The organism is Koromonas soli (assembly GCF_059726265.1).
In genome coordinates this window covers 2,396,492-2,409,101 of the sequence record NZ_AP040872.1, presented here as the reverse complement: position 1 = coordinate 2,409,101, position 12,610 = coordinate 2,396,492, and the positions used below count along the sequence as shown (strand labels likewise).

The 12,610-nt window shown below is 57.6% G+C and carries 13 protein-coding genes and 1 tRNA gene; 6 read left to right on the top strand and 8 right to left on the bottom strand.

Translation table 11 applies throughout. The features are described 5' to 3' along the window. The first annotated feature begins 108 nt into the window (after nt 1-108). Entirely contained in the window at nt 109-1,029 is a 921-nt protein-coding gene (locus AC6IY8_RS10475; protein ID WP_497774391.1) for a proline dehydrogenase family protein, read from the top strand. Nucleotides 1,030-1,083: 54 nt separating this feature from the next. Here the strand turns inward: AC6IY8_RS10475 and AC6IY8_RS10470 are convergent, their stop codons facing one another. From AC6IY8_RS10470 to AC6IY8_RS10460, 3 genes are read right to left on the bottom strand one after another with little or no spacing between them, the layout of a single operon-like run. Beyond that, on the bottom strand, nt 1,084-2,073 hold the full coding sequence (locus AC6IY8_RS10470; RefSeq protein WP_497774390.1) for a DUF3106 domain-containing protein: 990 nt from the start codon (nt 2,071-2,073) through the stop codon (nt 1,084-1,086). Nucleotides 2,074-2,092: 19 nt separating this feature from the next. Then, nucleotides 2,093-2,587, bottom strand: coding sequence for a zf-HC2 domain-containing protein (locus AC6IY8_RS10465; RefSeq protein ID WP_497774389.1), 495 nt, complete (start codon nt 2,585-2,587; stop codon nt 2,093-2,095). 8 nt (nt 2,588-2,595) lie between these two features. Then, complete coding sequence (locus AC6IY8_RS10460; protein ID WP_497774388.1) at nt 2,596-3,249, bottom strand: RNA polymerase sigma factor; 654 nt, start codon at nt 3,247-3,249, stop codon at nt 2,596-2,598. A 230-nt stretch (nt 3,250-3,479) separates the two neighbouring features. Here AC6IY8_RS10460 and AC6IY8_RS10455 point away from each other — a divergent pair. The 3 genes from AC6IY8_RS10455 (at nt 3,480) to AC6IY8_RS10445 (ending at nt 5,668) form a co-directional block, all read left to right on the top strand. Then, nucleotides 3,480-3,554: transfer RNA gene (locus tag AC6IY8_RS10455), tRNA-Val, on the top strand. 354 nt (nt 3,555-3,908) lie between these two features. Next, nucleotides 3,909-4,730 (top strand): hypothetical protein, encoded by an 822-nt coding sequence (locus AC6IY8_RS10450; RefSeq protein ID WP_497774386.1) that lies wholly within the window; start codon nt 3,909-3,911, stop codon nt 4,728-4,730. A 68-nt stretch (nt 4,731-4,798) separates the two neighbouring features. Continuing rightward, complete coding sequence (locus AC6IY8_RS10445) at nt 4,799-5,668, top strand: halocarboxylic acid dehydrogenase DehI family protein (protein WP_497774385.1); 870 nt, start codon at nt 4,799-4,801, stop codon at nt 5,666-5,668. A 159-nt stretch (nt 5,669-5,827) separates the two neighbouring features. Here the strand turns inward: AC6IY8_RS10445 and AC6IY8_RS10440 are convergent, their stop codons facing one another. The 3 genes from AC6IY8_RS10440 to AC6IY8_RS10430 all read right to left on the bottom strand — a co-directional run bounded on the left by AC6IY8_RS10440 (nt 5,828) and on the right by AC6IY8_RS10430 (nt 8,046). Further along, nucleotides 5,828-6,169, bottom strand: a complete 342-nt coding sequence (locus AC6IY8_RS10440) for a histidine triad nucleotide-binding protein (protein ID WP_497774383.1) — start codon at nt 6,167-6,169, stop codon at nt 5,828-5,830. Between the two features lie 189 nt (nt 6,170-6,358). Further along, complete coding sequence (gene msrB, locus AC6IY8_RS10435; protein WP_497774382.1) at nt 6,359-6,775, bottom strand: peptide-methionine (R)-S-oxide reductase MsrB; 417 nt, start codon at nt 6,773-6,775, stop codon at nt 6,359-6,361. Nucleotides 6,776-6,918: 143 nt separating this feature from the next. Beyond that, a complete protein-coding gene (locus AC6IY8_RS10430) occupies nt 6,919-8,046 on the bottom strand; it encodes a c-type cytochrome (protein ID WP_497774381.1) in 1,128 nt (375 codons plus the stop codon). A 76-nt stretch (nt 8,047-8,122) separates the two neighbouring features. Here AC6IY8_RS10430 and AC6IY8_RS10425 point away from each other — a divergent pair, with 76 nt between their 5' ends. Together AC6IY8_RS10425 and AC6IY8_RS10420 are read left to right on the top strand one after the other, a co-directional pair. Beyond that, nucleotides 8,123-8,794 carry an ABC transporter ATP-binding protein gene (locus tag AC6IY8_RS10425; protein ID WP_497774380.1) on the top strand — a complete coding sequence of 224 codons (672 nt, stop codon included), beginning with the start codon at nt 8,123-8,125 and terminating at the stop codon, nt 8,792-8,794. 186 nt (nt 8,795-8,980) lie between these two features. Continuing rightward, on the top strand, nt 8,981-9,769 hold the full coding sequence (locus AC6IY8_RS10420; protein WP_497774379.1) for an ABC transporter permease: 789 nt from the start codon (nt 8,981-8,983) through the stop codon (nt 9,767-9,769). A gap of 158 nt (nt 9,770-9,927) precedes the next feature. Here the strand turns inward: AC6IY8_RS10420 and AC6IY8_RS10415 are convergent, their stop codons facing one another. Together AC6IY8_RS10415 and trhA are read right to left on the bottom strand one after the other, a co-directional pair. Then, a complete protein-coding gene (locus AC6IY8_RS10415) occupies nt 9,928-11,679 on the bottom strand; it encodes an alkaline phosphatase family protein (protein ID WP_497774378.1) in 1,752 nt (583 codons plus the stop codon). 222 nt (nt 11,680-11,901) lie between these two features. Beyond that, nucleotides 11,902-12,534, bottom strand: coding sequence for a PAQR family membrane homeostasis protein TrhA (gene trhA / locus AC6IY8_RS10410; RefSeq protein ID WP_497774377.1), 633 nt, complete (start codon nt 12,532-12,534; stop codon nt 11,902-11,904). Between the last annotated feature and the right edge of the window lie 76 nt (nt 12,535-12,610).

The following is a 12,610-nucleotide window of genomic DNA, read 5'->3' as shown; positions in this document are numbered from 1 at the left end:
CGTAGCAGAGTCACCGTGATCCAGAAGACTGCGCGCCTGGGAGTTTGGGCGCGGTTCGGGCTGTCACGATGAATCGAATTCATAAGAATGCGGGCCGGAGGGAGCAGGATGCTGCGTTCCTTTTTCATAGCGATGTCGGAGAGCAAGGGCATTCGCTCAATAGCAGAAAATTCAGCTTTCGGGCAGAAAGTTTCCAAGCGCTTCGTCGCGGGCATGACCGTCGATGAGCTGATTGACGCAACCATCGCCATGAATCGCGTCGGCGTGAGGGTGACTGTCGATAACCTGGGCGAGAACGTCACCAACCGCGAAGAGGCGCTGCACAGCAAGGCGCTCTACCACCAGCTCCTGGATGAGATCGAGAAGCGCAACCTTGACGCCAACGTCAGCCTGAAGCTTACCCACATGGGACTCGACGTCGATGAGCGCATGGCGCGCGACACCGTAATCGAGCTGCTCGAGCACGCCATTGCCATCAACAGCTTCATCCGTGTCGATATGGAAGGCTCGGCCTACACGCAGCGCACGCTGGACTTCGTCCGCGAACTGCATCGCCGTCCGAACGCCGCAGGCCACATCGGCACCGTGTTGCAGGCCTATTTCTACCGCACCGCCGAGGACGCCAAGCTGCTGTGCTCGGAAGGAATTCGCATCCGGCTCTGCAAGGGCGCTTACAAGGAGCCTCCTGCGATCGCCTACCCCAGCAAGCATGACGTGGATGCCAACTACATCCGGGTAGCCAAGCAAATCATCCGCAGTGGCGTCTTCCACGGACTCGCCACCCATGACGAATTCATCATCAACACCATCAAGGAATGGACGATTAAGGAAGGCATACCCAAGTCTGCCTTCGAGTTCCAGATGCTGCACGGCGTCCGCCGCGACCTGCAGGAAAGCCTCGCCCGGGAAGGCTGGGGCGTGCGGTGCTACATCCCCTTCGGCACCGAGTGGTACCCCTACTTCATGCGGCGGCTGGCAGAGCGTCCCGCAAATGTGCTGTTCCTGGCGAAGAATTATTTCAAGGGATAGGGAAATTCGAAGTAGAACACGAAGCGCGTCCTGCGGGACGCGCTTTCTCGTAGATCAGTGGTCGGATCCGACGAAGCCAAGGCCGTTGAAGCCGCGCAGCATCTGGATCTCCTGCTGCGTGTATTGCGACTGGACGTCGGGTGAGTTCAGCATTCGATCACGGGCGTCGGGAGGCATTCCGCGCATCTGGCGAAGAGTGCGGCGCATGGCGTCCTTACGCTCAGGGTTGAGCGAGCGGAACTGTCCGTATAGCGTCTGGGCTTGGCGCTGCTGCTCGGGACGCAGGTGCTCGATCATCTCCATGCGGTTGAGCACGCGCTGGCGCTGCTGCGGCGGCATGGAGTTGAAGTTCTGCAACTGGTTGCGGAGCTGCTGCTGCCGCTGCGGCGGAAGCTGGCGGAAGTGCTGATCCTGCTCCAGAGCCTTCTGCTGCTCCTGAGGAGGCAGGCGCATGCTGTTGCGCAGCCAATCGCCGTTGTGCGGCCCCTGTCCGCGAATGACCTGCCGCGGAGCCGACGCGGGCGGACGTGGAACGTTGGATTGCGACTCATTGCGCGGAGGCTGGGACTGATAGGCCTCACGAATGGGACCCTGGCTGTGCTGCTGTGGTGCGACGGCCGTTCCCGGAGCCGCGTTGTATCTCATCGGAGGACGTGCAGCGGGCCGCGCAGGCTGCATGCCCGGACGATAGCCACGGTCTTGCGGTTGCGCCGTGCGTGTGCGGTCGTCGCGCTGGACGTACTGCGTATGGGACTGAGGCCGCTGTCCATAGTCGCGGTACGCGGGCGAAGCGTATTGCCCCCGCGAGGGTTCCCGATACGCTGGCTGGTTGTACTGCGGACGTGCGGGCTCCCGATACGCCGGCTGCGAGCGCTGCTGGTACTGCGGCTGAGAGGGTGCTCGGTCTGCGGGCTGAGGTCGCTGGCTGTACTGCGCCGGACTATGGTCTCTGGGCACACCGGTCTGCTGACGCCACTGCTGCGCCGCTAAGGGTGCGGCGGCGGCGAGGGTAAGCAGAGCTATGGAGACAAACCTGGTGCGCATGACGTCAGCTTTCTTTCGACTAATTGTTTGTATCTGCATCGTCGTCGCCGTCGAGATCGTCGAGAGCGTCGAAGTTCTGCAAAAGATCTGAATGATTATCAAGGAACTGCAAGTCGGCCACGGCGGTCCCGGTTGGCACGATCTTCTGAACCGTAGCCGAGGACGGCGCACTCTGGCTATTGTGCATAAAGCGTCCCGCCTGGTATAGGCCGATGCCGAGCACGAGGCTCAAAGCAGCAGCCATGCTGAGCGCAGGCCGACGGAACCAATGCAACAACCCGGGGGACGATGCTTTCTGCTGCTCTTCGCGGAACCGTGCCTGCATACGGACATCCCAGAATGGGGACGGCTCAGGCGCTTCCCACTCATCGAGCAGATGCATCGTCGAGCGCATCGCATCGAGCGTGTCGGCACACTCGCGGCAGGTGGCGAGATGAGCTTCGACTTCAGGCGGCGCCGGGGTTGTGCCCAGTGCGACGTCTGGCAGTTGATCGTGAATACTTCTGCAATTCATGGCGGCCTCTATACGAAATCTTTCAAGCTTTCGCGTAGCGTTTCATAGGCGCGGAAGAGAAGACTCTTCGTGGCAGATTCGCTGAGGTGCAAGACCTCGGCAATCTGCCGGTAATCCATTTCCTGGTACTTGTGCATCATCACGGCAAGCCGTTGGCGCTCCGGCAATGCCTCGACGTGTTTGCGGATCGCCCGCAGGCGTTCCTGGCGCATGATGTCCTGTTCGACGTTAGGACGACTATCAGCCACGTCGATGGAGAGACCCGTGTCCTCGTCAGTCTCGTCCAAGCTGGCTTTCACTTCGGGGCGCTCGTTCTTGTTGTCGCGCGCATGATTCACGGCCAAGTTGGTAGCGATCCGGTATAGCCAGGTCGTGAACTTGGCGTCGGCCGTGTAGCTGGCACGCGAGCGATAGACCCGCAGGAAGACCTCCTGGGCTAGCTCTTCGGCGATGGCGGCATTATGCACCATGCGGTACATAAAGCCGATCATTGCTTTGCGATAGCGATCGACGAGGTAGTTAAAGGCGGCATCATCACCGTCTCGAACTCTGAGCATGACCTGGGCATCTTCCATCTGAGACAGGGAAGCTGGGTCGCTGTAACGAAGCTGCTGCCCTTCACGGATGTTGCCCGAGGTTGGATAAGCACCGCCAATGGCCATGCTACTCATGTCATTTGGAACACTAGGCGGCTCCGAAAGTTGCGGGGTATCTTCGGATTCAGGTACCGGGTCTTCAGCTGCCGGGTTCTTGGGTTTGTCGCGGTTCCAGAACATGCGATTCGTTGCTACTGGGCTTATTATGCCCGAATGGAAAGAAACGTGCCCTGAGAAACTCACAGGGGCGGTTTTGCCAAATCCGGCGGGTTTGCTACAATCCGAGTGAGCAGTAAGGGCGCTTAACTCAGCGGTAGAGTGTCACCTTCACACGGTGGAAGTCGTAGGTTCGAATCCTACAGCGCCCACCACTCCCACCCCGGTAGAGTGGTTGGTATGTTGTTAGCGCGAAGATATTCGGAAACCGATAACAATTTCAGTTCCTTAGCGTCGCGCGTGGTGAATTTAGCATCTTTAAAGTAGTTGGCTGATATCCGAGCCAATATTCACAGCCGAGCGCAATATTCGGCTTGCCCAGTCTAAGGAGCATTGAGTAGTATCGGGTATCCTTTCCGGGTTAAGTAACTTAATCTCGGGCTCGCGGCCGCTGTTCCAAGCCATAGCCGCAATACTTAGAAATACAAGACATCCAAATGGCGCCAGGTCCCACATCCGCAATGTAGCCGCGGATCAATCGAAGCTGAAAAACTAGAGAACCTGAAAATATGAATAGTGGATCGAACCATCCTGCTACCAATGGCGGGAGAGGACGCAAGCGGCGCCGCGGGCGCCGTGGTGGTCAAGGTGCGGGAGCACCGAACGCACAGCAGAATGCAAACCCGGCCCAGGGTGAATCGGGGCAGTCCAACCAGGGACAGCCTCATGCTTCTCGCAAGCCGGTGCACCAGGGAAAGCCAGCAGTGAAAAGACAGTTCAAATCCAAGCCGCAAACACACAAGCACTTTGCTGAACCCAACGGAAACGCCAACGGAAATGGCATGGGCAGCAAGCGCGTCTTCCGCTCGGTGGTGAATCAGAAAACTCCTGACGCCAGCATCTACAGCGCCCCGATGGATCACTCGTACCGCACGTTGCAGAACGACGGAAACCACGGAAAATTGGGCTACGAGGCTGTTCCTGTAGGAGAGAACTCTGTGTCGCGTCCGATCTTTGCGTTTGTCGATGACCTCTTCTTCATGGCGAAAATTCAGGAAACGGCTCGTAAGCTGAATGTGAAGGTGAATTTCGTCAAGAGCGACAAGGAAGTTGTGGAGCAGGCAGCGAAGAGTGAAGAAAAGCCGTCGCTGATCATCATCGACCTGAACCATCACACGCTGAAGCCGTTGAGCGTCATTCCGAAGCTGAAGTCGAAATTCAAGAAGGAAACGAACATTATCGGATTCCTGTCGCACTTGCAGGGCGAGCTGAAGATGAAGGCCCAGGAAGCGGGATGCGATATGGTGTTGCCGCGTTCGGCGTTTTCGCAGAACTTGCCGCAACTGCTACGTCGTCACGCCACGAGCGAAGCCGAGCTTCAGGAATACTAAGCCGGGACGGACGTTGCTGAGCGGCAACCAGCCGCAACATTCATGTATCAAAACGGGAGAGAGCGCGCGTGCACACGGCGCTATTTCCGATGCCTTTCTCCCGCGTTTATGAAGAAAACGAAGTCGGGCCGGAGCTACGCAGGATGTATGCGGAGATTCGGACAAATTTCGACCTTCCTTTTGTACCAAGTCTCTTCAAAATGCTCGCGGTCGTGCCGCCCTATATGAAGCGAATGTGGCGCGACCTGGGGCCGATCGCCGCTTCACGCGAATTCTATGCAGCCTCGCTCGCGCTAGATGATTTTGTGCGCACGCAAGCGATGTCCGGCGGATGGAAATTGCGCGATCAGGAGCGAATGCTGGCTGAACAAAAGATTGCCACGGACGACATGCCAGTGCTCGCCGGAGTGGTGGGAATCTTCGTACGAACGCTACCCCGCCTCTTGCTATTCGCACAACTAATGCAGCAGGGCTTCCATGGCGGACAGAAAGGAAGGATCAGTTCGGGGAAGCAGTATCCTGCGCTTTCGCGACTGATCACACTGCACATACCCAACGAACGCGATGCCAACCTGAGAGTGTGGCTGATCTATGCCGACATTCGACGCACGATGAAGACGAAGCGAGTGATGAGCCTGTTCCGCGCGCTATCGCCTTTCCCAAGCTATCTTGCGTCGGCGTGGGTGGACTCGAAAACCGTGCTGGCAGATAAGCAATTCCAAATGGCAAGTGAGGCCGTGGCAAACCGCGCAAAATCATTGCTGCACGGCATTCCGGTGGGCGATCACACAGCAATGCTGAGCGATCTGACTCCGGATCAGGCACGCGACGTGCGAGAAGCAGTGGATGACTTTGTGAGGACGGTCCCGGCGCTGGCTCTGCTTACGGTGGTGTGGCGAAGATCGTTCTATGACGCGAGAACGGTCAGAGCGGCGTAGGTGCTGACGCTCACGGCAGAGGCAGGGCAAAGGCAAGAGCAAAGTCACACTACCCCGCCTTGTACTCGCAAGCGAGTACAAGGCGGGTGCACCCGAAGCTGATTGCTTAACGGCAGGTCATTGGGCACGCGCGGGAATAATTCCAACTGAAAATTACGACTAGCCGGGAGGCCAGGCGAGGTCGCGTCCACCGAGGAGGTGGAGGTGCAGGTGGAACACGGACTGGCCGCTTCGTGGACCGACGTTTAGTACGGTGCGATAGCCGTCTTCGATGTTACGTTCTCGGGCGATGTTGGCAGCGACAAGATGGCAGTAGCCGATCATTTCGGCGTCGGAGGGCGTGGCTTCTTTGAGGCCTGCAAAGTGGCGTTTAGGGATAATGAGAACGTGCGTCGGTGCAACTGGCTTTATGTCCTCAAACGCGAAGACCTTTTCGTCTTCATAGACCTTTTTTGAGGGAATTTTGCCGGCGATGATCTGACAAAAGAGGCAATCGTTCATGCGAGTGAATTTATCACAAGAGCTGGATTCCTTGCGTGTGAACAACCCCTGCCGGTGAAAGTCGCAATGACTCATCCAGCGAGGACGACTAAGTTCTTTTTGGAATAAGTATCAGTTTAGTGCGGAAGAAAGGTGCGTACCCCAGATATGCCGAAGGGAAGGCATATCTGGGCCAAACAGAGTTCAGGCTTATTGGGCAGAGTTGTTGCCGTTGTTTGTTTTGTTGAGCCGGAGAGAGGCGGAGTTGATGCAATACCGCATCCCGGTGGGACGTGGACCGTCGGGGAAGACGTGGCCGAGGTGACCTCCGCAGCGGGCACAGGTGATCTCGGTGCGGACCATGCCGTGGCTGCGGTCTTCGTGCTCCTCGATGTTTTCCTTGTTGAGTGGATCATAAAAACTGGGCCAGCCGCAGCCGGAGTGGAACTTGGTTTCTGATGGAAACAGCTCGAGTCCGCAAGCGGCACAGAGATAAACACCAGGCGTGTCCGTGTCGGTGTATTGGCCGGTGAAAGCCCTTTCAGTGCCTTTTTCGCGCAGGATGCGATATTGCTCGGACGTGAGTGAACGACGCCATTCCTCATCTGATTTGCGAATCTTTTCCATAGCTCACCGGAGTGCTTTCAAGAATCTGCTGCGACAGCCTTAGATGAGTGGAACGCAGCGAAAGCTGTAAGGAACATGTTGCGCAAGGTTCGCGAAATTGTGCGATGTGAAATGCGAACCTGTCCGGGACGACATTATGCGACTCATTCCGACTCGCGCGCGGAGGACGGCGGTTGGAAGCGGGAGTCGTCGATTGGGGAAGCATCGGTGTTCTCGAGCTTGTAGGTGGCGCGGGAGGAGGGGAGTGTGACGATCCACTCGGAGGGTAGCTGGAGGCCTTGGAATTGCGAGTAGTGAACGACGTCGACACGAGTGGGATTGCGCCCAAGAGGGGTTTCAGCATAGTAGAGAACGCGCAAGAGCAGATGCGTGCCGGGATCAAAGTAGAGGCGCACGGGAGGGTGTCCGGGGCGGACGGCGGTGAGGACCTGTGCCTGTGTGCCGTTGATGTTTTCAGGATGGCCGACGCGGAACTGCGAATATCGCTGCTTGAAATTAAGCGGGAAGAGCAGGTCGGCTTCGACGCGAATGGCTTCGATTTCGCCGGGGCTCATGGGGCGCGGATGACGTCCGGGATAGATGAGCGAGCCGGATCGACCATCGTAGCAAGTCAGAGCCTGGCCTTGCGGAATTTTGAGGACGGTGGCGCGCTGTCCGGTGGAGCGAGTGTAGCTCTCGTACTGGAGGACAGGGCCGGCACCGAAATTCACGGTCGCATGGAAAGTGAGAGACGTCACTTTCGCGAGAGCGGCTTCGCCTCCGACGGCCTGGAGATAAGCATTGAGGAACTCGGTGGGCGAGGGGGGAGGAGTCTCAGGATGCCCGTGCTCGTGTGCCGCAACCGCCGTGGGAATGGGAGCGTTGAGTTCGGGTAGGGCTGGTGCAGCGGCAGGATGCATTTCGCCATGATGGCAGGTGTTGCAGGTGACTTCACGCTCGCCTTTAAAATGTGTGCGATTGATGGACTGCTGCATGGCAATCATCTCGCGAGCGGTGCGCTTTTCTTCTTTTGTGTCCTTATCGAAGGCTTTAACGTCGTGGCAGAAACTGCAGTCCACTCCGAGAGAGCTGGAGATGAACTGCATGGTTGGGATGAGCTCGGAGGCGGGACGTCCCTTGAAAGACTTGATGTTTTTGTAAACGTTTTCGGCGAGTTTGGGCTGGGCCGTTCCGGTTGCGGGCTTGGGCTGCTGGGCTGAAGCGATGAAGACAAGCGCAAGGGCGGCGGCGAGGACAGAGAAGGCAAGGATGCGATGAGAGGTGGATTCCATGATTCTCCCCACGAGATTGGAACCTGAAAGCGTACATTAAGACTCTGCTGCAGAGAAGAGATTGACGGAGAAAGCGATGGAGGATAGGTCGGTCCTGTTGCGGGCGGAGAAGCTGAGGAGAGAAGTGACGGGAAAGGTAATCGTTCGCGAAGCAAGTTTCACGGTGCAGGCGGGCGAGGTGGTGGCGATTACAGGGCCGAGCGGAGCAGGGAAGTCGAGCGTGCTGCGACTGCTGAACAGGCTGGATCCGCTGAGCTCTGGACGCTTGCTGCTGGAAGGCGTGGACGCGAGCGCGATGGATGTTCACGAGCTGCGACGTCGGGTGGGAATGGTGATGCAGCAGGCATATCTGTTTCCGGGGAAGGTGAGCGACAACGTACGCTATGGTCCGTCATTGCTTGGTGAAGCGATGAGTGAATCCGAAGTTGAGGAATTGCTGGAAACCGTGGCGCTCGGCGGATATGGCGCACGCGATGTGGCGGGACTTTCGGGAGGCGAGGCGCAGCGGGTGTCGATTGCACGGACACTGGCGAATCGTCCTCTGGTTCTGCTGCTGGATGAGCCGACGTCGGCACTGGATGAAGATGCGAAACGAGTGGTGGAAGCGGCTCTGCAGGCGGCGATTGGAAAAGTGAAAGGCGCATGTCTGATGGTGACTCATGACGCGGCCCAAGCGGACAGGTTGGGGAAGAGGACTCTGGTGATGAGAGAGGGAGTGTTGAGGGAAGAGGCGGCGGTGGTGGGTTGACGTCTTTCGCGGAGTTCCTGGGGACGGTAGAAAGAAGCAACTACAGGAGCAAGAGCAACAGCAACAGCAAGGGAAATAGCAAGGGCAACGGCAACCAAGAGCAACTACCCCACCCTAAACTCGCAAAGGGCGCGAGTTTTAGGATGGGACACCCGCGGTGCTTTGGTTCGTTGCGGGGAGGAATAGATGGAGCACTGGATACATTCGCAGGTGGCGATTGGGCTGGGGCAGGCCCTTGTGGTGTGTGCGCTGGCGATGGGCGTGGCGTTGCTGGGCCAGTTGCGCAAATTGGAGTTGGCTGGGGAGACCGGGGCGGCGCTGGTGCGCGGGTTGTTGCAGATGCTCGCAATCGGGTTAGTTCTCGTATGGCTGCTGAAGGGCGCGGCTTGGTGGAGCATTCCGGCGCTGGCGGTGATGTGTGCGACGGCGGCGCGGATGGCACAACAGAGAATGCGCGCGAAAATCGCGTTGGGCGCTGGTGCGAAGACGTACTGGTTATGTCTGCGAGCAATCGGGACAGGCGCGGCGGTGGTGATTGCGACGATGGCGCTGACACGGGTGATTGCGTTTAAATCCATGGCCCTGGTGCCGCTTGGGTCGATGATTATTGCGAACTCGATGAATACATGTTCACAGGTGCTGGAGCGGTATGCGAGCGATTTGAGATTGAATGCGGGGCGGGTGGAGGCTGCGCTGTCGCTGGGTGCGACGTCGAGCGTGGCGGCGCTGCCATTTGCGAAGAACGCGACGGGCGCGGCGCTGATCCCGAGTTTAAATTCTCTGAGATCGCTGGGGATTGTGTGGATTCCGGGTTTTGCGGCGGGGATGCTGCTGACGGGGAGCGATCCGGCGTACACGGCGATTTATCAGTTCATGGTGATTGCCATGATCTACGCAGCCAGTGGGGTAACGGCGCTGGTGGCGGCAGCGGGTTTCGAAAGAAGCGCGTTTGTGGAGGAGAGATTGGTGGGGTAATGTCGTGAAGCTTAAAAGGAAAGGCACGGCGGAGGTGGGTAATCTGGGCGGGATTGAAGATTGGGAAGGTGGCTGGGATCTTTCGACTGGGTTCAGGATGACACCTAGAAAGTAGAAAGGGTGAGCTGGAGCTCACCCCTGATTTGTTGCGACGGCTGTTATGGCAAGTGGTCCTTGTAGCAAGGGGCTACGGACATCGTAGCGGTGGAATTGCACTTTCTGGCTACGATGCCATCGCAATCTCGGCCGGGCTGATCCGGGGGAGTGGGCGGCGCGAGATTAGGGGCGTTGGTGTAGTCGAAGAACTCATCCATTGAAGCTTGCGCCGCATCACGCTTTGTAAGAGCGGGAACCTTGAATCGATCCTCGATAAACTTGAGGATTGCGGTGCTGTCCATTGGCGTGTGTGAAACGTAGTGAGGCTTGGTGAAAGGCGATACCACCAGCACGGGCATGCGGAATCCAGTGCGCGTAAAGTCGCAGGCTGGGTCGTCTGGTGTGTTGAGACAGATGTCCTTTGTCGTAGCGTTGAGATCCAGAGGCTTCAGCCCATCGGGGTTTACGACGGGAAGCATTGGCGCGACGTGATCGTAAAGTGCTCCCGCCTCGTCATAGGTCAGGATGAACACGGAGTCTTTCCATGAATTGCTCGTCATCAGAGCATCAATAATCTTAGAAACGTGGCGGGCTCCATCCTGCACATTATTTTCAGGGTGCTCGTCCAGCCCGAGTTCATAGCCGCCTTCGATCATTGCAACCTGCGGTAACGTCCCATTTTGCAGATCGGAGTAATACTCGGTGAGCGGCACTAAGTGCCCAGGCGAGAGATTGCTGAAGCTACTGAAATAGGTGAAGTAAGTGTCGGGAGTTCCACTCAGATTGTAATCGGAGAAATATATCTTCCAGCTGATACCAGCGTTCTGCAGCTCTTCAAATATCGTTTTCGCTGAAAGCTGAGAGGTGGGTTGATATGCGTGCCCCGCAGAAGTGGCAGCGAATAGATACATGCGGTTTGCCTGCGAGCGCGTCGGAGCGGGAGCGAAGAATCGGTCAGAGGTAGCAAATTGTGTAGCCATGAAGTAGTAGTAGGGGAGCTCGCGATCGGTGTAGTAACCCATGGCGCGCTGTCCGTCGATGTCCCACAGGCCGTTGCCGTGGGCGAAGCCACCCGCAGTGTAAGCGAAGCCGTCGTTCTTTGGCGTCATAGACGTGAAGTTCGAAACGTTGAAATCGATGTGGCTCTCGTTCCAGGACGGGCTGAGGTTATCGGTGCACGCGGTGATGTAGTGGAAGACGGGAATGGGCGTCTTGGTGGTGAAGCCCTTGTTGCAGGCAACCATATTTGTGCAATCGGGAACTGGCGTGCCAGTTTCGGCACCGGGGAGCCCATCGACATCGGCAGGCAGGCCGCGGGCTACGCGATAGGCGTTGAGCATGCCGAAGTAGCTGTCAAAGGAACGGTTCTCCTGCGCCATGAAGATGATGTGATTGATGACATGCGAGCTGGCAGGCGTGGTGACGGTGAGCGTCGTGGAGCCAGTGACGTTACCGCTCTGGGCCGTGATGTTACTGGAGCCGGCGGCAACGCCCGTCGCTGTCGCTCCACTCATGGTGGCGATGTTGGTGCTACTGCTGCTCCAACTTACGGTGCTGGTGCAGTCCTGCTTCGTACTGTCAGACATGGTGCAGCTGGCAGTGAATGCCTGCGTCTTGCCCACCTGAATGCTGGGCGCGCTGGGCGCGACGGCAATGCTCGATACGCTGGTTCCACCCGTGCCGCCTCCCGTACCTCCGCCTCCCGCGCCAGGGGAGGTGCTGCTAGTGCCTGTGCCGCAAGCAGCTAAACCAAGAATCAAGAAGGACGAAGTGAACAGCAGTATTGAACCGTTCTTAATCGGAGAGATTCGCATTGCCACGACCTGCAAGTGAAGTTAATACATCGAGGAGCTTGGATGACTGCGATATACGCTGTGTTGTTCCAAGTGTCAGGCGGGCGGAGAACAATTTGTGAGTAGATGAACGTTTCGGCAGGTCGAAGAAAATTATCAGAAAGACAGGACAGTTGGGAACGCTTCAGGCAAAGGATGCGCAACAATTTGCAGGTTTCGAATATCCAAAGGCGGTCATTTCTGTTAGCGGATCAGAAGGTAGATGGCTGCGAAGTGGCAGGCAGTGCCACCGAGCACCCAAAGATGCCAGATGAAGTGCATGTATCGCCGTTTGGAGGCGTAGAAGGGGATTCCGGCGGAATAACAGAAACCTCCACCAAGTAACAGCGCGAAAACAGGGTGCGCGAGCAGAACATAGATGGATTTGATGGCGAAAAGAGCTGTCCACCCCATGGCGAGGTACATGGCAGTGGAGAGAACTTCAAAACGCCCGGTGGCGAAGGTCTTGATGACAACACCGATCAGAGCGCAGGTCCAGACGATGGCAAAGAGCGTCCATCCAAGCGCGCCACCGAGGCCGATGAGCGTGACGGGCGTGTACGTTCCCGCGATCAGCAGGTAGATGGAAGAGTGATCGAGCGAGCGCATGACGCGGTAGGCGCGCGTGTAGCTGAGAGAGTGATAGAGCGTCGAAGTCAGGTAGAGAATGATGGCCGACGCTCCGAAGATGGCGCACGAGGTGACAATGCGCGGGCTGCCCGCGGAAACGGAGCGAAGCATGAGGAGGACGAGTCCGGCGATGCAAAGCGCGGCGCCAATGCCATGGGAAATGCTGTTGGCGATCTCTTCTCCGATGCTCTGGTCGGTGGGCTGCATAGTCTTATGTTACGGCGCGAAGAAGAAGACGGAACGGCGATGACAAAGAAATTACATTGGAGCGGCAGATGCGGAG

What these genes read in the sequence shown, in the direction of transcription:
- AC6IY8_RS10475 (WP_497774391.1), top strand. Translation starts at nt 109, where the DNA reads ATGCTGCGTTCCTTTTTCATAGCGATGTCGGAGAGCAAGGGCATTCGC.
- AC6IY8_RS10470 (WP_497774390.1), bottom strand. Translation starts at nt 2,073, where the DNA reads ATGCGCACCAGGTTTGTCTCCATAGCTCTGCTTACCCTCGCCGCCGCC.
- AC6IY8_RS10465 (WP_497774389.1), bottom strand. Translation starts at nt 2,587, where the DNA reads ATGAATTGCAGAAGTATTCACGATCAACTGCCAGACGTCGCACTGGGC.
- AC6IY8_RS10460 (WP_497774388.1), bottom strand. Translation starts at nt 3,249, where the DNA reads ATGGCCATTGGCGGTGCTTATCCAACCTCGGGCAACATCCGTGAAGGG.
- AC6IY8_RS10450 (WP_497774386.1), top strand. Translation starts at nt 3,909, where the DNA reads ATGAATAGTGGATCGAACCATCCTGCTACCAATGGCGGGAGAGGACGC.
- AC6IY8_RS10440 (WP_497774383.1), bottom strand. Translation starts at nt 6,169, where the DNA reads ATGAACGATTGCCTCTTTTGTCAGATCATCGCCGGCAAAATTCCCTCA.
- msrB (WP_497774382.1), bottom strand. Translation starts at nt 6,775, where the DNA reads ATGGAAAAGATTCGCAAATCAGATGAGGAATGGCGTCGTTCACTCACG.
- AC6IY8_RS10430 (WP_497774381.1), bottom strand. Translation starts at nt 8,046, where the DNA reads ATGGAATCCACCTCTCATCGCATCCTTGCCTTCTCTGTCCTCGCCGCC.
- AC6IY8_RS10425 (WP_497774380.1), top strand. Translation starts at nt 8,123, where the DNA reads ATGGAGGATAGGTCGGTCCTGTTGCGGGCGGAGAAGCTGAGGAGAGAA.
- AC6IY8_RS10420 (WP_497774379.1), top strand. Translation starts at nt 8,981, where the DNA reads ATGGAGCACTGGATACATTCGCAGGTGGCGATTGGGCTGGGGCAGGCC.
- AC6IY8_RS10415 (WP_497774378.1), bottom strand. Translation starts at nt 11,679, where the DNA reads ATGCGAATCTCTCCGATTAAGAACGGTTCAATACTGCTGTTCACTTCG.
- trhA (WP_497774377.1), bottom strand. Translation starts at nt 12,534, where the DNA reads ATGCAGCCCACCGACCAGAGCATCGGAGAAGAGATCGCCAACAGCATT.